Origin of the sequence: Mycobacterium sp. MOTT36Y, from assembly GCF_000262165.1 — a bacterium.
GTDB classification, from domain to species: Bacteria; Actinomycetota; Actinomycetes; order Mycobacteriales; family Mycobacteriaceae; genus Mycobacterium; species Mycobacterium intracellulare.
Map to the genome: position 1 here is coordinate 4761381 of NC_017904.1, position 21790 is coordinate 4783170.

Sequence of the window (21790 nt, forward strand, 5' to 3'; positions counted from 1 at the left end):
TTTAATGCAATCCCGGACCTAGGGAACACGATCCGGGGTTCGCCCCGGGTTGGCCTTCGCCAAGACCCATTACATAGTGATATTGCGATGTATCTATGTTACGGTCGAATGAGTAGTAGGTGAAATGCGCCCGACAGGGCCGAACACGAGGAGGAATTTGATGTTTCCGCATGCGCTAGCGGCAAAGGCGGCCGCGACGGTGTTCACCGGCTTGGTGGGCGTGAGCGCTTATGAGTTGTTGCGGAAGGTGGCTGGTGGGGCGCCTGTGCGCCGGGCGACGGTCGCGGCCGCGGAGTTGAGTTTGCGAGGGACGCGTCGCGCGGAAGTGGCCGCGGAGTCGGCTCGGCTGAAGGCGGCCGACGTGGTCGCTGAGGCGCGTGAACGCATCGGTGAAGAGGCTTCCCCGCCGGCTGCGGCCGCGGTCCACGATCACGACCACTGATCGCTTAACGATGACTGTTGTCGATGACCCCGCCGTAGAAATTCTGTCCGATGCGGCGGGGCGGATGAGATTGCATGTTCCGTGGGTTCGTTCGGATTCCCGTCGTGCGGTGGCCGTCGAGGACATGGTGGACAAGCAGACCGGTGTGCGTGCGGTGCACGCCTATCCCCACACCGGATCGGTCGTGGTGTGGTATTCACCCAAGCGTTGTGATCGCTCGGCGATCATGGCGGCCATTGCGGCGGCGAAAGACGTTGCGGCTGAGCTTATTCCCGCGCGTACGCCGCGCTCGGCTGATGTTCGCAACACTGAGGTGCTGCGCATTGCGGTCGGCGGGGCGGCGCTGGTGTTGTTGGGTGTGCGCCGCTATGGTTTCCGACGCCCGCCGCTGCTGGGGCCCAAGGGTCAGCTGGTGGCGACCGGCGCGACGGTGTTCATGGGCTATCCGTTCTTCCGGGGGGCGCTACGTTCGCTTCGTTCTGGCCGAGCGGGCACCGACACGTTGGTGACGGCGGCCACGGTGGCCAGCATGGTGTTGCGGGAGAACGTGGTCGCGCTGACTGTGTTGTGGCTGCTCAATATCGGCGAGTACCTGCAGGACCTGACGCTGCGCCGCACCCGCCGGGCCATCGCCGACCTGTTGCGCGGCACCGCGGACACGGCCTGGATCAGGGCCAATGATGGCAGCGAAGTCCAGGTGCCCATCGATACCTTGCAAATCGGTGACGAGGTCGTCATCCACGATCACGTGGCGATCCCGGTGGACGGCGAGGTGCTCGACGGGGAAGCGGTGGTCGACCAGTCGGCGATCACGGGCGAAACGTTGCCGGTCAGCATGGTCGTCGGCTCCCGCGTACACGCCGGATCGGTGGTGATACGCGGACGCCTCGTGGTGCGCGCGACCGCGGTGGGCAGTGAAACCACGATCGGGCGGATCATTTCTCGCGTCGAAGAGGCCCAGCACGATCGGGCACCGATTCAAACGGTCGGTGAGAATTTCTCCCGCCGGTTTGTTCCGATCTCGTTCATCGTGTCCGCGGCAACTCTACTGCTGACCGGCGACATCCGGCGCGCGATGACCATGCTGTTGATCGCGTGTCCATGTGCGGTGGGATTGTCGACCCCGACTGCGATCAGCGCCGCGATCGGCAACGGGGCGCGCCGCGGCATTCTGATCAAGGGCGGGTCTCACCTCGAACAAGCCGGGCGGGTGAACGCCATCGTGTTCGACAAGACCGGGACGCTCACCGTTGGGCGCCCCGTCGTGACGAATGTCGTTGCCTTCCAGAAGGATTGGCAGCCCGAAGAGGTCTTGGCCTATGCGGCCAGCTCGGAGATACATTCACGTCACCCGCTGGCCGAGGCGGTGATCCGCTCGACCACCGAACGCCATATCACGATCCCGCCGCACGAACAGTGCGAAGTGTTGGTCGGCCTGGGCATGCGCACCTGGGCTGATGGCCGTGTTTTATTGCTGGGTAGCCCTTCGCTGCTGCGTGCCGAAAAAGTCCGCGTGTCCAAGAAGGCAACCGAGTGGGTTGAAAAACTGCGCCGCCAAGCCGAGACCCCGCTGCTGCTTGCCGTCGATGGCAAGCTGATCGGCCTGATCAGCCTGCGCGACGAAATCCGCCCCGAGGCAGCCGACGTGCTGAACAAGTTGCGCAGCAAGGGCATTGGGCGCATCGTGATGCTCACCGGTGATCATCCTGACACCGCCGAGGTGGTCGCCGGCGAACTCGGCATCGACGAGTGGCGCGCCGAGGTGCTACCCGAAGACAAGCTTCAGGCGGTGCGCCAACTGCAGGACGAAGGCTTCGTCGTCGCGATGATCGGTGACGGCGTCAATGACGCGCCGGCGCTGGCGACCGCCGATATCGGGATCGCCATGGGTCTGGCCGGCACCGACGTCGCCGTGGAAACCGCCGATATCGCGCTGGCCAACGACAACCTGCAGCGCCTGCTTGATGTACCCGATCTGGGTGCGCGAGCCGTCGCGGTGATCCGGCAGAACTACGGCATGTCCATCGCCGTCAACTCGATCGGTCTGCTCATGGGTGCCGGAGGGGCCCTGTCGCCGGTGCTGGCCGCGATCCTGCACAACGCATCCTCGGTCGCGGTGGTCACCAACAGCTCTCGACTCATCCGCTACCGCCTGATGAACGGTCAATCCGCGACCGCGAACGAACACGCGACGGGGGCGCCCGTCGGCACCACCCGTGAGCAAGCCGCGGTGTCGTCCCCGGTCGCCGATTGATTGCCCCTGCTGTCGCGTCTCCCCCGCAGCGTCATCCCCAATGGGCGCGCTTCTGGGCTCACGGGCCTTTCATTCGAGTGGGCCGCTTAACGCCTGAGGCCGACGAGCGCCCGGTTAGAAAGGTGAGCACAAGTGAGTGGACCAGAAACGTCGGCTGAGCAGGTCGGGTCGCACCCGGTTATGCATCTCTCGGAGTTGCTGCATGCGCCGGTGTTGGCCCGGTCGGGCGAGGCTGTGGGCCGGGTGCAGGACGTGATTGTGCGGCTGCGCGGCGCCGACGAGTATCCGTTGGTGAGTGGGATCGTCGCTGTGGTGGGGAGGCGGCGGGTGTTCATCGGCAGCCCCTCCATTTCTGAGTACGCCCCAGACCGCGTGGTATTGGCGACACACAAAATCGATCTGCGCGGTTTCGAACGCCGCGACGGCGAGGTGTTGCTGCGCGCTGATGTGCTGGGACACCGGTTGATCGATGTGGCTGCCGTGGAGTTGGTACGCGCCTATGACGTGGAGCTCGAAGATATCGGCGTCGGGTGGGTGCTTGCCCGTCTGGATACTCGCCGCCCGGCGCGGTTCTTCGGACTAGGGCGTGTCTGACAAATGCGGTAGCCAGAGGGTGATAGCTCTCAGGACAGCTGCGCCGCGGTAGACGAGAGCGAGTTTGTCATAGCGGGTGGCCAGTCCGCGCCATTGCTTGACGACGTTGAAGTTTCGCTCAACGACGTTGCGGCCCTTGTAATCCTCGGCGTTGAAGGCCGGCGGCCGGCCGCCACGTGCACCTCGCCGCTTACGGTTAGCGATTTGGTCGGAGGGTTCGGGAATGACCGCGCCGATGCCACGTCGGCGCAGCCGTGTTCGTGTTGCGCGGCTGGAGTAGGCCTTATCTGCGCGGACGCGATCGGGGCGGGTCCGTGGTCGGCCACCGCGGCGGTGCACTTTCACGTGTGCGAGCAAATGCTCCAACACCGGTCCGTCATGGGCTTGGCCAGGGCCGACGAGCACCACCAAGGGCCGTCCACGACCGTCGACGAGATGATGAATCTTGCTGGTCAACCCACCGCGGGAGCGGCCAATGCCGTGGTCAGGCGGCTCGATGCCCAGATTCGTGTAATTCGACCCAGCCCCCCGTGTCACGGGTGATGTTCGTAGCGTGCTGATGAGCACGGGCGATCGTGGAATCCACCGCCACCGCCCAGTCGATGAGCCCGGCCGCCTCTGCGGCGGCCAGCAACCGAGCCAGCACCACATCCCAGGTGCCTTCGGCGCTCATCCTTCGATGCCAGGTCCAGATCGTCTGCCACGGTCCGAACACCTCGGGCACGTCTCGCCAGGCGATCCCACACCGGTACCGGTAAATAATGCCTTCGACCATCGAGCGAGCATCCTGAAAGGGCCTGCCCCGCTTACCTGTCCGGGCCGGAAGCAAATCTTCGATCAACGACCACTGAGCATCAGTGAGCAACTGAAACCGCGACATAGCTCAAGCCTCAGGCACAACACCCCAAAACTTTGTCAGACACGCCCTAGTCAAAAGTCGGGGTGGGCATGCGGCCCGGGATTGGAAGGCATTCGAACCACTGATCGGCCACGCCCGCTCCGGTGCCTCGCGACGTCAGGCAGGCCGGCTCGGCGGGTTCAAACCCGCCGACATCGCCGATCTTCTCGAAGACGCTGACAAAGCCGAGGGTGGGGAGATCCTCGACCGAGTCCGCAGCGACCCGGAATTGGAAGCCGACGTGTTCGAAGAACTCGACCCTGACAAGGCCAGCCGATTGCTCAATGACATGGCCGATGACGAGGTCGCCGCACTAATGGGCCGGATGCGCGCCGACGACGCCGCCGACGCGATCGCAGACCTGCGTCAATCGCGGCGCAGGCGCGTGCTGGAGCTCATGCCGGGCCCGCAGCGCACGAAAGTGATCACCCTGATGGGCTTTAACCCCGACAGCGCCGGCGGCCTGATGAATGTCGACTTCGTCTCCTGCGCCGCAAGCACCACCGCGGGCATGGCGCTGGCACTGATCGCGGGCGCCACAACGATACAGCCCGAGGCATTGGTCAAGATGCATGTCCTTGATGAAGACAACCGCCTGGCTGGTGTCGTGTCGGTGATCGACCTGCTGCAAGCCGAACCCGGTCAAACCGTTGAAGCACTGATGGATTGCGACCCAATTCGAATCGGGGCCGAAGCCGATCTGACCGACGTCGCCCTATTGATGGCCGACTTCAACCTCTACTCCATCCCCGTCGTCGACGGCCAGGACCGCGTGCTCGGGGTTGTCACCGTCGATGACGTGCTAGAAGCCACCATCCCCGAGGATTGGCGGCGCCGCGAACCCGCCCCCCGCCCGGTCCGCGAAATCGCCCCACCGTATGACGATCGCGACGCGCCTGCACCGGAGAGTGAGGCGCCGTGACCTCCGGCGAGGAGGCCACCGGCCACGCAGCAGCGACTCACCGATCCGAGTCGCCACCACCGAAGCGCACCGCGGTGCTTGACTCGGCTCACCTCGGTGATATTGAGGGCGCCTTTGGGCGCATTAACGTCGGTGAAACCGACCATCCCCGCACGTTCAAGACGCGGCTACTGACGCTGCTGGCCATCGTCGGCCCCGGAATCATTGTGATGGTCGGTGATAACGATGCCGGCGGGGTTGCCACCTACACCCAAGCTGGCCAAAACTACGGCTACTCCCTGCTGTGGGTGCTACTCCTGCTCATCCCGGTGCTCATCGTCAACCAAGAGATGGTGGTCCGGCTCGGCGCGGTTACCGGTGTCGGACATGCCCGCTTGATCAACGAACGCTTCGGCCGCGGCTGGGGCTGGTTCTCCGTCGGTGACCTGTTCCTGCTCAACTTCCTCACGATCGTCACCGAGTTCATCGGCATCACTTTGGCCGCCACCTACATCGGTATCTCCAAATATATTGTCGTTCCGGTCTCAGCGCTCACGCTCATCGCGATCATGGCCAGCGGCAGCTTTCGCCGTTGGGAGCGGGCCATGTTCGTCTTCATTGCCATCACTTTGGCGCAGATCCCAATCCTGCTTATGGCGCACCCACAGTGGGCCCAGGCCGCCAAGTCATTTGTGGTGCCAAACATCTCCGGTGGCGTGACCTCGGATGCGGTGCTTTTGATCATTGCCATCGTCGGCACCACCGTGGCGCCTTGGCAGCTGTTTTTTCAGCAGTCCAACGTCGTCGATAAGCGCATTACGCCTCGATTTATGGGCTACGAGCGCGCCGACACCGTGTTGGGGGCCTTCATCGTGGTTGCCGGCGCCACCGCACTGGTCATGATCGGCGACTGGGCGGCGCGCTCCACTGGCACAGCCGGTGGTTTCACCGACGCCGGCGCCATCTCGCATCTGCTGGGCCAACACAATTCGACGCTGGGCTGGTTGTTCGCGATCGTGCTGATGGACGCCTCGATCCTCGGCGCCGCCGCAGTGACCCTGGCCACCAGCTACGCCTTTGGCGACGTATTCGGCCTGAAACACTCGCTGCACCGAGGGTTCGCCGATGCGAAACCTTTCTACCTTTCCTACAGCGCAATGGTGGCGTTTGCGGCGGCGATCGTGCTGATTCCTGGCGCCCCCCTCGGGTTGATCACCACCGCCGTGCAGGCCCTCGCTGGCTTGCTGTTGCCCAGCGCCAGCGTGTTCCTCCTGCTGCTGTGCAACGACCGGGAAGTATTGGGCCCCTGGGTAAACCGGCCCTGGCTCAACTGGATTGCCGGCCTAATCGTCGGCGTCCTGCTGCTGCTGTCGGGAATCCTGATGGCGACTACCTTGTTCCCCGGCCTCGACGTGATCGTTGTCGCCGGCTACCTGGCACTGACATTGGTCATACTCGCCGCAGCCACGGTACCGACACTTCGTTGGATGGGTCGCCGCCAGCCCTCACCACCGGCGGCATCAAGCCCGGCGCGGCCCCTTGACCGCAATAGCTGGCGAATGCCACCACTGACCTTGTTAGAGCCCGTGACCTGGTCGCCAGGGACCCGTCTAGGCATGATTGCGCTGCGCGGCTACCTCGTCGTCGGCGCCGTCCTGCTCATCGTCAAGGCTGTCCAGCTCAGCGGCCGATGAATTTGGGCCAATCCGAAAGGTCACCAAATGAGCACGCCACGCAACGGGCGATTCGCCGCGGAAGCCAACTACCTACCGCACTACAACGACATCCAGCAGATCACCGGAACTGCCATCCTCGCCACCATTGCAGTCGCCCTGGCAGTGGCATTCATCATCATCCAACGTCGACGACGCCGCGCGCGCACCAAACAAAGCCATGTCGGTGGCCCCCAACGCTCCCGCGTCTCAAGACCTTCTAATATTTGTCGCTGGCGAATGATACCGACCTCTCGGCACATGTGGCCGGCAATTTCTTCGGCGCGGCGGTGACATCGCACAGCCCGCAATACCGTCCGGGTATCCCAGCCGGGGGCATGGACCAATGGGGGACGGACAATGCCGCACCACCGGTAGAGCGCGGGACTCCCAGTAGCGGCCCAGCGCTGCGCTGACACCCACCCACTATTGCCTCGTGTCGACATGCCCGAAGCCGTCGGTTGCCGGTCGGGGTGATCCGGCCGTTGAAGGTGATGGCAAACGCTTCGAGTGCGGGTTTCCACCTCATTCCCATCGCGCCTTGCCAGCTCTTGAATGTTCAACGGGCAGTTGTGACTTCGCCTCATAGGGCGTGTCGTTGGATGAGAAGGCTATCGGCCTTCCGGAGTCTGAAGTTCACGGACCTCACAGTCCAGAAGGAACGGCAAGGACCGTGTGTGACGGTACGACATCGTTGTTTGGTTGCCATGTGTACGGGTTGAGCGTGTCGAGCGGCGCGCGGCGAGGTCTGGGTGGTGCACGTGGTCACGGCTGGCGAAAGGGCAGCGGCCTGCCCCGGGTGCGGGGTGCTCCTCCTCGGTCAAAAGTGGGTGATGACCTCGCCGAAGGACATGCCCTACGGGGCAAGATCGCATCCGAACCGCTCCTCGCGGAACTCCCGGTCGTACTTTTTCAGTTTCTCTGGCGTCGCTACCCCTCATAACTGATGCCTCCGCGGCCTCGGAGGAATCTCGGCTTTCTGGCTGTCGTCTCTAATCGCTTGCCCGTCGCCTGAACCAGTGATTGTCTGGCGTTGCCGCAGCGCAGTCATCGCGTGCCGTTCACCGGATCGCGCGGCGCGGGCGAGTGCGTCGCTTTCCTCGGCCGGATCTGGCCGCAGGAAACTGCCCGTGCCGGGGGCGCCGCTGGCGCCGAGCTTGTTCATCCGCTTGGGTACTGCCGCGCCCTGATATTCCAATGGAATTGGGTGACCGTCTTCGTCGACGTCTCCTAGCGGTTGATGTATTTCTATGTAGGCGCCGTGCGGAAGGCGATTAATGATGCCGGTCTCGACGCCATGCTGAAGCACCGCGCGGTCGCTGCGCTGGAGTCCGACGCACCACCGGTAGGTGATGTAGTAAATGATCGGTGGCAGCACCACCATCCCGATGCGACCTATCCAGGTCGTGGCGTTCAGCGAGACTTCAAACTTGTAGGCCAAGATGTCGTTCATTCCGCTGAAGGTCAGCACCAGGTAGAAGGCGATCGCCATCGCCCCTATGGCGGTGCGCACCGGCGCGTCGCGCGGCCGCTGCAGCAGGTTGTGGTGGGCGTTGTCGCCGGTCATCTTGTTCTCGATGAGCGGATAACTCGTCAACAGGACGAATACCACTCCCATGAGCAGCGCCACCCAGAACGCCGCGGGCACGGTGTGGCCCCACACGTACAGTTCCCACGCCGGCCAAAGGCGAGCCAGCCCCTCGGTCCACATCAAATAGAAATCGGGTTGGGAACCGGCCGACACCTGCGACGGCTTGTAGGGACCGAGATTCCAGATCGGGTTGATCTGCAACAGCCCACCCATCAGACCCAAGATGGCGACCGTCATCGCGAAAAACGCGCCGGACTTGACCGCGAACACCGGCATGACCCGCACACCCACCACGTTGTTCTCGGTGCGGCCGGGACCGGGAAACTGGGTGTGTTTCTGAAACCACACCAACGCCACATGCACGCCGATGAGTGCCGCGAAGATCGCCGGGAGAATCAGGACATGGATGGCGTACATGCGCGAAACGATGATGTCGCCGGGAAAGTCGCCACCGAATAGCGCCCAGTGCAGCCACGTGCCGATTACCGGGACGCTCATCGTGATCGATGACAACGCGATGCGCAGCCCGGTGCCCGACAGCAGATCATCGGGTAGCGAATAGCCGAAGTAGCCCTCGAACATGGCCAGAATCAGCAGCAGGGCGCCGATCATCCAGTTGGCTTCCCGGGGCCGCCGAAACGCCCCGGTGAAAAAGACTCGGGCCAGATGCACCATGATCGCCGCGGCGAACATCAACGCCGCCCAATGGTGGACCTGGCGGATGAACAACCCGCCGCGCACTTCGAAACTGATATCCAGCGTCGACTGGTAGGCCTTCGACATCGCCACGCCGCGCAGCGGTTGATAGACGCCGTTGTAGGTGACCTCGGTCATCGACGGGTCAAAGAACAGGGTCAGATACACCCCGGTGATCACCAGCACGATGAAGCTGTACAGGGCCACCTCGCCCAGCAGAAACGACCAATGGGTGGGGAACACTTTATTGAGCTGACGCCGTAGAGCCGCCGAGGGGTGATACCGCGAATCAAGCGCGCCGCCCTGATCAACGAGCACGTCATCGAATTTTGGGCTCATCGGCTACACAGATGCCGCGAAAGTCGGCAGTGGACGCATCGCTTCACGGCGAAAGTGTTTACCATTTCTGGGGCCGTTAAACGCGTAGCGCGATCCCCCAATGGCTGCCCCGGGCGGCGAACCCGCAGCAGTGGGCCATAGTCACAATAGTCGTGGGTCATTCGCGGCACACCCCCCATGCTTTGAGGCGCGTGCATACTGCTTACCTACGGCGAAGCACCACGGCAAGCAGGGTCGACTGTTCGGGTCGACTGTTCGCGTCATCAGTATCGCGGCTCCGCGCCACCGCGTCGTGGATATCTGGCCCGCGGATGTCACGCGGTTAAGTCCCTTCAAAAGTGCTCACTCGCAGCAACATCGCTGTCAGTAGCAGCGCTAAACTCCGTGACCGCTTTCAAATTTCGTGTCATGAGGGGAACCCAGCAATTGCCCACGCGCAGTAGCCCGTTCTTCACTTTGCGACTGCGGCTGGGCGCCAGCGATACCACCTGGCTCGCGCCCATCGACCCGGAAGCGTTCCGGGCGTGAATGGTAACTGTTACGATCGGGCACCGTGGCCCGCTACGAATCTCCGAATAACGGTGGCGATGACCAGATTAGCTATACAAATCTCGGCCAGAGTCTAAACCAGCCGCGCCTCACCCCTTGGTATCGCAGGCGCGTGGTGTTGTTAGGAGCGGTCCTCGCGATCCTCATCGCCCTGATCACCTGGGGCATCGTCGCGCTGTTCACAGGCAGCCAGGGCGGCAGCCCCTCCATAACGACAACTACGACAACGACCGCGCCAGCCACCAGCACGTCGGGCGGCTTTCGGCTGCCGTCACTGCCATCGGAAATCACCCTCCCATCACTACCGTCGAAAATCACGCTGCCATCGGAGATCACGCTGCCGTCGCTGCCTTAGCCTGAATCCACCGACGGGGCTGGTTGTTGAGCTGATGCCGCCTGGTCTGATCCTGATTTCGACGGACGGCGTGCTGTATCCGCTGGTCTGCCCGGCTTTCCTTGTTGCTCCGCTCCGGCCTTTTCGGCGATCGTCAGGCGGTGAGCCGTGGTGGGCGCTGTCCGATCATGTTGCACCACAACGTCAGCCATGCGTCAGCCCAGGGCCAATGGCTGAGCAGATGCAGAAGAGGTCGGGTCAGGCGGACCGGAACGTTGACGACCTTGTGGCGCAGTGTGGCGTCCCGCGCGGTGGAGTTGCGGTTGATCCCAGCTTGCGGCAACGCGCGGCAGGTTGTGGGCGAAGGCAGCGGATCGGATCCTGTTGGCGCCGAACGCTCCAAGGGCGTCTGCGCCAGTGGTCCGTCGATCAGGTCGGCGAACACACGCAACTTCGCGCGTTAGGTCGGCCGCCGAACCTCCTATCATTGGACCTCCTGGGACGCGTTGTGTAGGAACGTGCCCATAGGCTTACGGGTCAAGTGCCCGGGTGCCCGACTCCCACTGCCGTGTGGTACCAGCATGTTCCATGCACCTGGCTGGAACCGTGCCGAACGCGTTGTTGAGCCGACGAGAAGCCAGCACACTGCCGTTCTCTGGTGGTCGTTCAGGCTGCGCGGTGTAAACGTTTCGCGTCGCGCGAGCTTGTTCAAGACAGATGCAAGGTGTCGTCAGCGGCTTCCGGCGGACCATGTTGGTGTCGCGGCTTCGCTTCGGACACCCGTTTGCTCGCTGCGGTCAGAAGCCGGCGGGTTGTTCGACGTGGCCGGCAGGCTCGACCTCGATTGTGGAATGGGTTACCCCGTAGCGTTCGGCAAGGAGTTGGCGGCTTGAGTCCAGCACGGCGTGCCAGTTGGCCCCATCGCTTATCACCACGTGTGCGGTTGCGGCCTCCATGCCGCTGGTGACCGTCCAGATGTGCAGGTCGTGGACCTCACGGACACCGGGAATTGCGGTCAGGTCACGGGCGGCGCCGTTGACATCGACTCCCGGGGGTGCGACCTCCATGATGATTCGCAGCGCCTGACGCATGAGTTGCCAGGTGCGCGGCAGGATGAACAGGCCGATAGCCGCAGCGACAATGGCGTCGATATATCGAAATCCAGTGATTGCTATCACGATGGCCCCGACGATGACGCCGATCGAACCGAGCATATCGGAGAGCACCTCCAGGTAGGCCCCCTTGACATTCAGGCTCTCCTTGGCGCCTGCGGTGAGCAGCCGAAAGGAAATGATGTTGACCGCCAGCCCGACCGTGGCCACGATCAACATCGGCACACCCAGTACCTCTGGCGGCGCGAGGAAGCGCCGCACCGCCTCATAGAGGACGTAAAAAGCGACGCCAAATAGCAACAGCCCATTGATTACTGCGGCCAGCACCTCCAACCGGTATGTGCCATAGGTGCGCTGGTCTGCGGCCGGCCGCTTTGCCATATAGATCGCGGACAAGGCGAGCCCGAGTCCGAGCACATCGGTACCCATATGGGCAGCGTCACTGATCAGCGCCAGGGACCCGGTGACAATACCGCCGATGACCTCCACGATGGCATAGGTGGCGGTCAACGCGAATGCGATCATCAACGGCTTCTGATGGCGTTCACCGGCGCTGCCGATGCGCAGCCCGTGCCCGTCACCATCGGGCCGGCTCGGAGTGGGCTCCATAGTGTTATCGCGCTTGCTGGATGAGCTCATCTGGATGTCTCCCGCGTTTAGCTAAATGACCACTACATATTTCACGCTAGCGAACTGAGGGTCGTCGCCGTCGTCATCTCGGCAAAGTTCACCCGCCATACTGCCAGCAGCAGGCGTAGAAAGCAGGTGGGGCCAAGGCGGGTGAGCGCCAGCCCGGTGCGCTTCGCGCCACACGGCAAGCGAATTCCGGAAATAGCCGACCGGACAGCCGCTTGATACCAGTAAAGAAAGTTCTCACGGGCCAGGTCACAGGTGGTCGGTGGTGGGCTTGGTCGGTGTTGGGGCCGTGGTCGTGCGGGGCGGCGGACGGGAGCGCCAGCGGACGGTAGCCGCCCCGCTGGGCGGCTGGTTCGGGTTACTGGCCGGTGAGGACTTCGATCAGGGTGGCGGCGTTGCGGCCGAGGTGGTCGAGGGCTTTGTTGCCTTTGGTTTCGGTGGCGTGCGATGGGTAGCCGATGATGCCGGTGGGTGTGTAGGCGTGGATGCCGAGGGTGGTCAGGTAGCGGCGATCGCTGGCTGTGTGATCGCTGGTCTGCCATCCCTCGCGCAGGTAGTCGGGGCAGCTGGCGAGCAGGATGGAGGTCTCTAGTTCGCCAGCGTGCATGTCGTCGTGGTTGCTGCTTTGGATTCCTGCGGCGATGCGGGCCTCAGCCCAGTCGTCGCGGCTGGGGTAGAGCCCGACCTTCATGGGGGTTCGCGGGTGGTTGGCTTGTTGTACGACGTTGGTGAGTACCGCGTTGCCACCGTGGCCGTTGACGACGATGAACGCGGCGATGTTCTGGTGGGCAAGTGATTCGGTGATGTCGGCGACGACGGCGGCAAGTGTGGTTGCGCTGATACTCACAGTGCCGGGATAAGCGGCGTGCTCGTGGGAGCAGCCGAATGCGACAGGCGGTAGCTGAAACACGTTGTGATGCTGACTGATTGATGAAGCGATAGCGCAGGCAATGAGAGTGTCGGTGCCCAACGGCAAGTAGGGGCCGTGCTGCTCGAATGCTCCGACCGGCAAGACCGCAACGGTGCTGGCGGTCGCGGAGTCTGCGGTAGTGGTGTCGGGGATGACACGGCGGCTCATGTGGCGGCTCCTTGGGTGGCGTTCTTTATGCGACCGGCGAGTTGTTGCAGAATCGGGCTTTTGTTTCGTCGCCGGCGGTCCCGAACGACTGTGCCAGCCTTGGCGAGATGAAGTCGGGCTCGCTGAGAGGGTGCGGCCAGGTAGCCCGGGATCGCCGTGACGGCCAGTGCCAGCGCTTGCTGGTATTCGCCGACGGCGATGTAGGCGTGCAAAAGCCGCATATCGGCCACGGCCCGGTCGCGGTGCTGGTCTGACGTCCAGGCGTGATGGTGGCCGGCAAGCAGGGTTACCGCCTTGTCCGGGTTGCCGATGCGTAGGTAGCCCGACGCGATCTCGCTGGCAACGTAGGCGCCGTGGGCGTAGATCGCACGGTCATGGGCCGTGGGAGCGATGCCGCTGAGGTCTAACGCTGCGGCAGCATGGCGGTGAAAAGCCCGCTCATTGCGGTTGGCCAACTCAGCGAGTGCTTGTTGGCGGGCGATGCTTGCCGCCAGGCGACCCACGTCTTGCCCGTCAATGAGTTCGGCGGCGTCGGCGGCCAGATCAGCGGCGAGGTCGGGGTTGGCGCGGGCAAAAATATTGGACTGCCGCATCAAGATCATCGCATTCAGTTCCGGACCGGCCGACCGCAAGTGCAGGGCGGCCGTGTTGGTGAGTTTTTCCGCGGCGCTGTGATCGCCGAGGTCTTGGGCGATCCACCCCGCCACCTCGGCGATTGTCCCGGCAGCGTGCCGCATCTGTGGTTTGAGCTGCGGTGGTGCATGGGCGATGAGGGATTCGATCGTGACCAGATCGGACTCGACGAGCGGGCGGGCGTGTTGAGGGCCGAAGGCGTGCTCGGCCCGGATATGCGCATGTTGCTGAGCCTGAATGACGTCAAGTACCTCGCTGTCGACGGGGAGCTGCAGCAACAACGGGTGCGGCAACTGGCTCTCGATCGGCACGACGAAGAACTCATCGGGCTCGACGCCGAACACTGCAGCCAGGTCTTCACGCCACATCGGACCGATCTTGCCGGTCGCCAAGACGTGAGAGATTTCGCGCTTGAGGGTGTCGCGAGTAGGGACGTCGTCATCGCCGCGCAGCCGGCGAACATTCTCGGCCTCGATTGCCAGTTCACGAAGGCTGTAACCGTACTGGTCCATGGCAGCGCGCAGCCGTTGCGCGTTGCGTGCCCGGATCGGGTCGGCTTCAGCCACGGCTTTAATCATGCCGCACACATCGGCGCAGGTCAGCTGGGCGTGCGCGTTTCCGGTTATCACTGCCATCAGTGGCTGTCACTTCCGGCGGCAGCCGGGGTGGCGCTGTCCTTGAGTCGCGGCCGAACAGACCGCGTCAACACCACGAGAAAGGACAGCAATCCATGAAGTTACGAATCGAGACCACCGGCGTGACGTTCCTGTGCACCCGGATTCCGGAGCAGCGCACCAACTTCGACACCGGCGCACCACGAATCGACAAAGCCACCGGGCAGGCGTTATGGCAGGTCCAGCTGATCGCCCTTGATGCCACCGGTGGCGAGGTGCTCGCGGTGACCGTGGTCGGTGAGCCCAAAGTCACTGTCGGCCAACCGGTTGCGGTGTCGGGCCTGGTGGCGTTGCCGTGGTCGCAAGACGGCCGCTCAGGCATCGCGTATCGCGCCGAAACCATAACCGCCGCCGACCCGGCTGGGGCCGCCGCGAAGGCGGGCCAGCAGGCCCGGTAGCCGAGGGTCTGGCCCGACAGCACCCGCACGAGCGCGAGCTGTCGGGCCAGCCTTCCCGACAACACCCCAACCCGTCGCAATGGAAAGCGTGCCATCATGTCGAACACCTCAAACCGTAAGAACCACAACACTAATCAAGCATCTGATGACGACTGGATCGGCGAGCTGATCTGGGCAGTAGTCAAAGCCGCCGGGCAGCTGCTGTGGTGGGCAATCCTTTTCCCCACGCTCAGTATCCCGATCATCGTCTCGATGTGGTTCGCCCTCGCCCACGGCCCCCGCGCGGGCCTGCTGACCGCCGTCTTGTCCGTCGCCGCCTATATCGGCTGGGCCGTGTTGGAGCCGTCCTCGTTTACCGCGTGGGTGACCGTCCCGGTGCGCCAACGCTGGCTGTCGTGGTGGCGATACCGCCGCAACTGGGAGTCGGTGTGCGTCCTGCACGGTTTGACCGCCCGGCTCGGTGAACGCACCCTGGTCCCGGCATTGCGGTCGGTGCAGATCGGCAGCCACACCGACATACTGAGCCTGCGGGTACTGGCCGGCCAGTCGATTGCTGATTGGCAGAAACGCGGCGACGCGCTGGCGGCGGCGTGGCGGGCCGAGCGGCTCACCATCCGCGCCACGGCCCCCGGCGAGCTGCAGATCATCATCAGTCGCGGTGACGTGCTGGCCCAACCCATCGCCCTGCCCATGCCAACGCGAGCAACCCCGGTCGACCTGGCCGCGGTGCGCGTCGGCATCACTGAGACGCGGATGTGGTGGCAGTTGCCTGTGCTGGGGCAGCACATCCTGATCGCCGGTGCCACCGGATCTGGGAAGGGCTCGGTGCTGTGGTCACTGATCGCCGGACTGGCACCACACGTCGCGACAGGCCGGGTGCGGCTGTGCGTGATCGACCCCAAAGGCGGCATGGAACTGGGCGCCGGCGCACCGATGTTTTCGGTGTTCAGCCACAACACCGGCGAACCCACCGTCGCACTGCTGCGCCAGCTGGTGGAATTGATGCAGGCGCGGACCAACCGGCTGCGCGGACGCACCCGCCTGCACACCCCCAGCACCAGCGAACCGCTGATCGTGGTCGTCATCGACGAGATCGCCGCGCTGACCGCCTACGTCACCGACCGCAAACTGCGCACCGAAATCGAACAGCTGCTGGGCCTGCTGCTCTCTCAGGGCCGCGCGGTGGGGATCTCGGTGATCGCCGCGGTGCAAGACCCGGCCAAAGACAACCTGCCGGTGCGGCAGTTGTTCACCGTGCGGATCGGGCTGCGCATGACCGAAGCCACCCAAACCGCGATGGTGTTGGGCCAAGCAGCTCGCGATGCCGGCGCCGAATGCGACCTGATCGCTGATGCCACACCCGGTGTCGGGTACGTGATGATCGACGGCACCGCCGACCCGATACGGGTGCGAGCCTTTCACGTCACCGACCGCGATATCACCGCCCTGGCCCGAACATTCCCCGCACCCCGGCGCCGTACACCAGGCACGGTGAGAAACCGAACAGAGCGCCCGGACTACCGAGACGGCCAGGGGCAGCGGTGACAGCCGTCGCTGCGGACAGCCCGCCGGTCATGTTGCCAGGGCTGCCGAGCACCGTGGATCCCGGGCCGGTGATCGCCCAGATGCTGCGCCGCGCCGCCTCCCCCGGGTTTGGGTCGTGGTGGCATCGCGCCGAATCGGTCGGGTTTTGCGCCCACCCGATCCAGCTGTCCGGTGCTGACACCGCCGGGCGTAGCCACACCGTGTGGACACGCTGCAACAACCGCCGTCACGCGGTGTGCCCATCATGCTCAGACCTCTACGCCCGCGACACCTGGCAACTCGTGCACGCCGGAGCCGCCGGCGGCCATCACGACATACCCGTTGAGGTCGCGGCCCGACCGCAAGTGTTCGCCACCATGACCGCGCCCAGTTACGGGGCGGTGCACAACGCCACCGGCACACCCTGCCACACCGCACGGAACAGGTCGGCGGACCGTTGCCGGCACGGAACACCCTTGCGCTGCAACGCCACCCACCATGTCGATGACCCCGTGGTGGGGCAACCGCTGTGCCACGAGTGCTACGACTACCTCGGGCATGTCTTGTTCACCTGGCATCTGCCCGAACTGTGGCGGCGCTTCACCATCGCACTACGGCGAGCCGTCTCGACGCACCTGAAAACAGTTGGCGTCAAGCCCGGTTCGGTGCGGGTCAGCTTCGTCAAAGTCGTTGAACTGCAAGCCCGCGCCATCCCCCATATCCACGCGCTGATCCGCCTCGACCCGCCACCGGCCGACAACGACACCCCAGGATCGGGTGACCACGATCGTCACGGCCCCGCCGCCGCCGGGGGTGGTGGGGAGCCCCGTCCGGTAACCGACCAGCACACCAACTGGTCGTCACCGATCATCCCCGCCGACCTAGCCGCGCTGATCCAGCGCGCCGCCCGCCACGTCCGCATCGACATAGACGCCGGCGACCGCGGCCCCACCCAGGGCGGCTTGCGCACCCTACGATTCGGCGCCCAGACCGACACCCAACCATTGGCACCCGAAACCACGGCAGCCGCAAACGATTCCACAATCAACGACACCGCGGGCACTTCGGTATCGCGGCTCTCGCCGCGCCGGGTCGCGGCCTACCTGGCCAAATACGTCACCAAATCCCTACACGACTTCGGCATCACCGCCCGTCGCCTCACCGCCGAAGCAATCCGCGACCTCGACATCACCGAACACATACGCGCGATCCTGGCCACCATCGCCGAACTCGCCGAACACACTGCATCCGCAGGCCCGTCGTTGGTGGGAATCGGACGCTGGCTGCACACCCTGGGCTACCGCGGCCACATCACCACCAAATCCCGGCACTACTCAACCACCATGGGCGCCCTACGCGCCGCCCGCGCCACCTGGACCCGCCACCAGATGACCAAACGATCAGGGCAACAGGGCGATACCCAACCATCCCGCTCGGGCCAACACGTGACCGGTGCCGCTGGTGATCGACACGAACCGATTGACACCGACGAGATGCTGTGGGAGTTCGACCGCGCAGGACACACCAGCGCCGGAGATCGCGTCCTGGTCATCTCCGCAGCCCTGCGCCACATCGGCGCTCGGATCACTGGCATCACCGAATCCCAGGCTGTCGCCACCCGCATCCCGCCAAACCCACACGGGGCAGGGTGATGGCCACCACACCCGCGGACGCCGCCGCTAGCAACTACGAGGCTGGTGCCCTCCCGCCCTATGAGCGCCCCGAATTCGTCGCCTGGCTGACCTCCTCATGTGAACGCCAGAACGTGCCAGTCACCATCACCGACCCAACGGTCATCGCACGCATCGCCACCCTGCTCGGAGCAAGCCACCCGGCGCGGTCCTCGGTTCAGGTCCGCCACACCGGTCGCACCCGGGCGATATCCAGGCTGCGCGACCCAGGGGTCCCCGGAGCGATGACGGCGTGATCGAGCACCGATCTGATGACTGCCTGTTGACGGTCAATGTCCAAGCTGTCCCACTGCAGTCGGAGCAGACGCCCGGTGCCGGCCAACTCCTGCACATCGGTGGTATCGGTCGCGGCCGCGATCGCTCGGCGTGTTTCGGCGATACGAGCGATGATCGGGTCACGTGCGGCGATCCATTCCCGCGCGGTCACGGCACCGTTCGCATACAGCGCGGCCAGCTCATCCAAACGGGTAGTGTCGGCGTCGAGCCGGGCCGACAACGCCGCCACATCGGCATCCACGCTGGCCCTGCCCGCCAACGCATCGGCCAGAGCCGGAGAGTCCAGCCGGGTCAGCACCGCGTCGGTCAACAGCTCTTCGACGGGTTGGGCCACGACCGTCAGACGGCCGCAGCCGCCCTGATCCGGGCCGGATAAGCACACATAGCGGCGCACCCGGTTCTCGGGATTGACATGGCGGGCTTGGGAATACAACCGGTTGCCGCAGCGCCCGCAGCGCAGCAACCCCGACAGCAGGTAGGTGCGCGGGGCGCGGGTCTTGGCAAGCGCGCGGGCGGTCATGCGGGCCAATACCTGGTCCCGCTGTGCCGGGGTGATGATCGCTGGCCACGCGGCCTCACCGATGACTTGGCCGTGATGCTCGCGCAGTCCCGCGATGCGACCCGAGCATAGGATTTGGCGTACCGCTGAGGTCCGCCACGACTTTGATGCCGCCGGCGCGATGCCGGAATCGTTGAGCCACATCGTCAATGAGCGGATCGAGGCCCCCGCCAGATACCGGTCCACCATCTCGCGCACCACGGCGGCCTCCGGCTCACGCACGGTGATCTTGTCGGGTTCGTAGCCGAACGGGCGCACCGAGCCGTGCGGGCGTCCTTGTTCGGCGTTCTGCAACATCCTGCGGCGGATGCGCGCGGATTTGCGTCCGGACTCTTTGGCGGCGAACGCGGCGAAAATCCGGGCCATGAACAACCCGTCATCATTGCCCAGATCGATATCGGCGGTCACGGTGGCCACGTCGCGCACTCCTACCGATTCACACAACGCGACGAACTCTTCCAGCTCCACCGGGCGGCGATGCAACCGATCCAAGTTGTAAACGATCACCGCATCCCGCGCACCCGACTGCAGATCGGCCAGCATCCGTGCGTACTCGCGGCGCGGTTTACCGGAGAAGGCCGACACGTCGTTGTCGACATACTCAGCCCCGACCGGCCAGCCCCGATCGGCGGCCAGCTTGCGGCAATCCTCCAACTGACGAGCGACCCCTAATCCAGCGCCCTCAACATCAGCGGAGATGCGAGCGTAGATTGCCGCAGATTCGACACCGACCCGCTGAGCAGTGGTTTTCCGGCGCGACATGAGGGTAGTTTAACATCATCTCAGCTTCGAGGCATGCGTGGGCCCACCGGCGGCGTACGGGATGGTGTGGTCCACATCGCAGGCGGTGGCCGGGCGATCACAGCCGGGCCAGCGACACGTCAGATCCCGACACCGCACGAAATCGGCCAACGCCCGCGAGGGCACATACCCCGCCTCCGGCGGCGCATCGGCGGGATGGGCCAACGGCACCAGCCGCGCCGAGGCCGCCAACTCGGCCAGCACCTCCGGCGGGATCAATCCCTCGGCACCGATCTGCACGCCCGGCGCCCACCCCGCGCTGGTCTGCGGGGCGATCACATGAATCACCACCGGGCCCGCGGCCCGGCCCCCGGCCGCACAATCCGAGCGGCCGCAACGACACCCCAACCAGTCGGCGTCGGCGGCCAACGCCCCCAACGCATCAGCGCGGCGCTGCTCCCGAGTCCGTGGGTCATGCGCACACACCGTGGCCGCCAACGCATCCAGGCGCCGATCCAACGCGTGCGCATCCGGGGCGTACAGGGTGCCCTCCAGATGCGCCAGCCCATCGCCCATGTCGGCCATCCACACCTGCCGGCCGGCCACGCGCTCCTGGCGCCGGCGCACCGCATCCACATCCGCCTTGGCCACGATCTTGTCGACCTGGGCGGCCAACCGGCCCTGACTCAACGACGGCCAGCGGCCCACCGTGGCCGCCAACACCGCGTCCACCGAACGCAACACATCGAGGTCGGTAATCAGATCCGTGCGGAACACAATGGTCTGAAACATCCGGTAATCGATATCCCCGGCGGCAAACACCGCCCCCACTTTCGGCAGGCGTTCGCGCATCGCGCGGGCATAACGCACCCGGCTCGCGGCCAGGCCCTGGCCGATCCGCAACTGCGCGCCCACCTCCGCGGCCACCGCCGCCTCGGTGTCCACCGCCCACTCCTCGCTCTCCGCACAGCGCGAGAGCCGATAGGCAAACAACTCCCCGACCGCCACCAACTGCGCCGCCGCCGCCCGATTCTCCACGCGCGCCACAACCCCGATCTGTTCCAACAGGGCCGCCGACTCCGGCGTCGACGACGGATGACACCGCTCAACGAGCTCATCAAGCTCCGCGATCACCGCACGCCGCCGCACCTCATCGAACATACATTCGACTATGCCACAGGGGTCCGACAAGCCGCCCGGCCTAGCCCGACCGCGAATCCGCCACGCAGCGAAACCCGATGTGGGTGGTCGCGGAGTCCTGCGATTGCGGGGACCGGGCCGCCGGCCGGTATCGGTGGCAGTACTCCGGCGCGCACAGGTGGCTGCCGCCCTTCAACGTCTGGCTGACGGACGGGTCGGCGGGGCCCGGCGGGGTGCAGCACGCCTTGGGCGGCGAATGGAGCCGATGGTGCGGCGAGAATTCGGTGGCGGTCCATTCCCAGACGTTGCCGATCATGTCGACGAGGCCGAACGCGTTGGGCGCAAACGTGCCCACCGGCGAGGTCCCCACCCAGCCGAGCGCCCCGTCATTGCGGTAGGGGAAGCTGCCCTGCCAGGTGTTGGCCATCAGCCGGCCATCGCTGGTGACCTCGTCACCCCACGAGTACGTCGTGGTGCTTCCGGCGCGGGCCGCGTACTCCCACTCGGCCTCGGTCGGCAGCCGCCGCCCCGCCCAGCGCGCGTAGGCGGCCGCGTCGGGGTAGGCGACCTGCACCACCGGGTGATCGCCGCGGTCGGCCACGTCGCTGTCGGGCCCGAACGGATGACGCCAGCTCGCGCCCGGCACCCACTGCCACCACTGTCGCCAGTCACGCAGGTCCACCGGCCCCGGCGTCGGCCGGAAAACCATTGCGCCCGGGCACAGATCGTCGGGATCCGCACCGGGAAACAGCGCCGGGTCGATCGGTTGCTCGGCCACCGTGAGATACCCGGTGGCGTCGACGAATTCGGCGAACTGCGCATTGGTCACCGGGTGCCGTTCCACCGCAAGGGGACCGATGGTGACCGTATGGATCGGCGCCTCTTCCGGGTAGAAGCTGGTCGAGCCCATGCGGAATGACCCGCCGGGGAGGTCGACCAGTTCGCTCAGCACCAGTCCAGGGTATGACGAACCCCGCTCGATCGATCCAGGCGTCGCCGGCGCTCGCTCGCGCGGCCG

14 protein-coding genes and 5 pseudogenes are annotated in these 21790 nt (G+C 65.0%); 10 read left to right on the plus strand and 9 right to left on the minus strand.

Annotated features, from left to right (window positions below):
- Positions 1-160: 160 nt before the first annotated feature.
- From W7S_RS21750 to W7S_RS21760, 3 genes and pseudogenes are all read left to right on the plus strand, one after another.
- The gene (locus W7S_RS21750) at positions 161-442 is read left to right on the plus strand and encodes a DUF1490 family protein (protein ID WP_014712372.1); all 282 of its coding nucleotides are present in this window, start codon (positions 161-163) and stop codon (positions 440-442) included.
- 10 nt (positions 443-452) lie between these two features.
- On the plus strand, positions 453-2696 hold the full coding sequence (gene ctpC / locus W7S_RS21755; RefSeq protein WP_041298064.1) for a manganese-exporting P-type ATPase CtpC: 2244 nt from the start codon (positions 453-455) through the stop codon (positions 2694-2696).
- 180 nt (positions 2697-2876) lie between these two features.
- A pseudogene (locus tag W7S_RS21760) lies at positions 2877-3278 on the plus strand (magnesium transporter MgtE); the annotation flags it as partial.
- On the opposite strand, the pseudogene W7S_RS26505 reads toward W7S_RS21760, so the two are convergent.
- Positions 3276-4170: pseudogene (locus tag W7S_RS26505) on the minus strand (IS5 family transposase). The pseudogenes W7S_RS21760 and W7S_RS26505 overlap by 3 nt on opposite strands.
- 46 nt (positions 4171-4216) lie before the next feature.
- Between W7S_RS26505 and W7S_RS21770 the strand changes: the two are divergent.
- From W7S_RS21770 to W7S_RS26510, 3 genes and pseudogenes are all read left to right on the plus strand, one after another.
- Positions 4217-5110: pseudogene (locus tag W7S_RS21770) on the plus strand (magnesium transporter MgtE N-terminal domain-containing protein); the annotation flags it as partial.
- Positions 5107-6783, plus strand: a complete 1677-nt coding sequence (locus W7S_RS21775; protein WP_014712378.1) for an Nramp family divalent metal transporter — start codon at positions 5107-5109, stop codon at positions 6781-6783. The pseudogene W7S_RS21770 and the gene W7S_RS21775, both read left to right, overlap by 4 nt.
- Positions 6784-6810: 27 nt before the next feature.
- A complete protein-coding gene (locus tag W7S_RS26510) occupies positions 6811-7095 on the plus strand; it encodes a hypothetical protein (protein WP_208852502.1) in 285 nt (94 codons plus the stop codon).
- Between the two features lie 643 nt (positions 7096-7738).
- Here W7S_RS26510 and W7S_RS21780 read toward each other — a convergent pair.
- Complete coding sequence (locus W7S_RS21780; RefSeq protein WP_014712379.1) at positions 7739-9427, minus strand: cytochrome bc complex cytochrome b subunit; 1689 nt, start codon at positions 9425-9427, stop codon at positions 7739-7741.
- Positions 9428-9980: 553 nt separating this feature from the next.
- Between W7S_RS21780 and W7S_RS26520 the strand changes: the two genes are divergently transcribed.
- Positions 9981-10331, plus strand: a complete 351-nt coding sequence (locus tag W7S_RS26520; RefSeq protein WP_232067548.1) for a hypothetical protein — start codon at positions 9981-9983, stop codon at positions 10329-10331.
- 133 nt (positions 10332-10464) lie between these two features.
- Here the strand turns inward: W7S_RS26520 and W7S_RS27910 are convergent.
- From W7S_RS27910 to W7S_RS21805, 4 genes and pseudogenes are all read right to left on the minus strand, one after another.
- Positions 10465-10755: pseudogene (locus tag W7S_RS27910) on the minus strand (IS1380 family transposase); the annotation flags it as partial.
- 352 nt (positions 10756-11107) lie between these two features.
- The gene (locus tag W7S_RS21795; RefSeq protein WP_014712382.1) at positions 11108-12031 is read right to left on the minus strand and encodes a cation diffusion facilitator family transporter; all 924 of its coding nucleotides are present in this window, start codon (positions 12029-12031) and stop codon (positions 11108-11110) included.
- A 385-nt stretch (positions 12032-12416) separates the two neighbouring features.
- Complete coding sequence (locus tag W7S_RS21800; RefSeq protein WP_014712383.1) at positions 12417-13136, minus strand: creatininase family protein; 720 nt, start codon at positions 13134-13136, stop codon at positions 12417-12419.
- Positions 13133-14335, minus strand: coding sequence for a hypothetical protein (locus W7S_RS21805; RefSeq protein ID WP_041298282.1), 1203 nt, complete (start codon positions 14333-14335; stop codon positions 13133-13135). The genes W7S_RS21800 and W7S_RS21805 overlap by 4 nt, the downstream gene beginning before the upstream one ends.
- Positions 14336-14499: 164 nt before the next feature.
- On the opposite strand from W7S_RS21805, the gene W7S_RS21810 reads away from it, so the two are divergent.
- From W7S_RS21810 to W7S_RS21820, 3 genes are all read left to right on the plus strand, one after another.
- Positions 14500-14841 carry a hypothetical protein gene (locus tag W7S_RS21810; RefSeq protein WP_014712385.1) on the plus strand — a complete coding sequence of 114 codons (342 nt, stop codon included), beginning with the start codon at positions 14500-14502 and terminating at the stop codon, positions 14839-14841.
- 96 nt (positions 14842-14937) lie between these two features.
- Complete coding sequence (locus W7S_RS21815; protein WP_014712386.1) at positions 14938-16386, plus strand: FtsK/SpoIIIE domain-containing protein; 1449 nt, start codon at positions 14938-14940, stop codon at positions 16384-16386.
- A gap of 29 nt (positions 16387-16415) precedes the next feature.
- The gene (locus W7S_RS21820; RefSeq protein ID WP_139799157.1) at positions 16416-18017 is read left to right on the plus strand and encodes a replication initiator; all 1602 of its coding nucleotides are present in this window, start codon (positions 16416-16418) and stop codon (positions 18015-18017) included.
- Positions 18018-18213: 196 nt separating this feature from the next.
- Here the strand turns inward: W7S_RS21820 and W7S_RS21825 are convergent, their stop codons facing one another.
- The 3 genes and pseudogenes from W7S_RS21825 to W7S_RS21835 form a co-directional block, all read right to left on the minus strand.
- Positions 18214-19653 (minus strand): recombinase family protein, encoded by a 1440-nt coding sequence (locus tag W7S_RS21825; RefSeq protein ID WP_050989395.1) that lies wholly within the window; start codon positions 19651-19653, stop codon positions 18214-18216.
- A gap of 18 nt (positions 19654-19671) precedes the next feature.
- Positions 19672-20793, minus strand: a pseudogene (locus W7S_RS21830) (HNH endonuclease signature motif containing protein); the annotation flags it as partial.
- 40 nt (positions 20794-20833) lie between these two features.
- On the minus strand, positions 20834-21724 hold the full coding sequence (locus W7S_RS21835) for a formylglycine-generating enzyme family protein (RefSeq protein ID WP_014712390.1): 891 nt from the start codon (positions 21722-21724) through the stop codon (positions 20834-20836).
- Between the last annotated feature and the right edge of the window lie 66 nt (positions 21725-21790).

What these genes read in the sequence shown, in the direction of transcription:
- W7S_RS21800 (WP_014712383.1), bottom strand. Translation starts at nt 13,136, where the DNA reads ATGAGCCGCCGTGTCATCCCCGACACCACTACCGCAGACTCCGCGACC.
- W7S_RS21810 (WP_014712385.1), top strand. Translation starts at nt 14,500, where the DNA reads ATGAAGTTACGAATCGAGACCACCGGCGTGACGTTCCTGTGCACCCGG.
- W7S_RS21750 (WP_014712372.1), top strand. Translation starts at nt 161, where the DNA reads ATGTTTCCGCATGCGCTAGCGGCAAAGGCGGCCGCGACGGTGTTCACC.
- W7S_RS21780 (WP_014712379.1), bottom strand. Translation starts at nt 9,427, where the DNA reads ATGAGCCCAAAATTCGATGACGTGCTCGTTGATCAGGGCGGCGCGCTT.
- ctpC (WP_041298064.1), top strand. Translation starts at nt 453, where the DNA reads ATGACTGTTGTCGATGACCCCGCCGTAGAAATTCTGTCCGATGCGGCG.
- W7S_RS21820 (WP_139799157.1), top strand. Translation starts at nt 16,416, where the DNA reads ATGTTGCCAGGGCTGCCGAGCACCGTGGATCCCGGGCCGGTGATCGCC.
- W7S_RS21795 (WP_014712382.1), bottom strand. Translation starts at nt 12,031, where the DNA reads ATGGAGCCCACTCCGAGCCGGCCCGATGGTGACGGGCACGGGCTGCGC.
- W7S_RS26510 (WP_208852502.1), top strand. Translation starts at nt 6,811, where the DNA reads ATGAGCACGCCACGCAACGGGCGATTCGCCGCGGAAGCCAACTACCTA.
- W7S_RS21825 (WP_050989395.1), bottom strand. Translation starts at nt 19,653, where the DNA reads ATGTCGCGCCGGAAAACCACTGCTCAGCGGGTCGGTGTCGAATCTGCG.
- W7S_RS21815 (WP_014712386.1), top strand. Translation starts at nt 14,938, where the DNA reads ATGTCGAACACCTCAAACCGTAAGAACCACAACACTAATCAAGCATCT.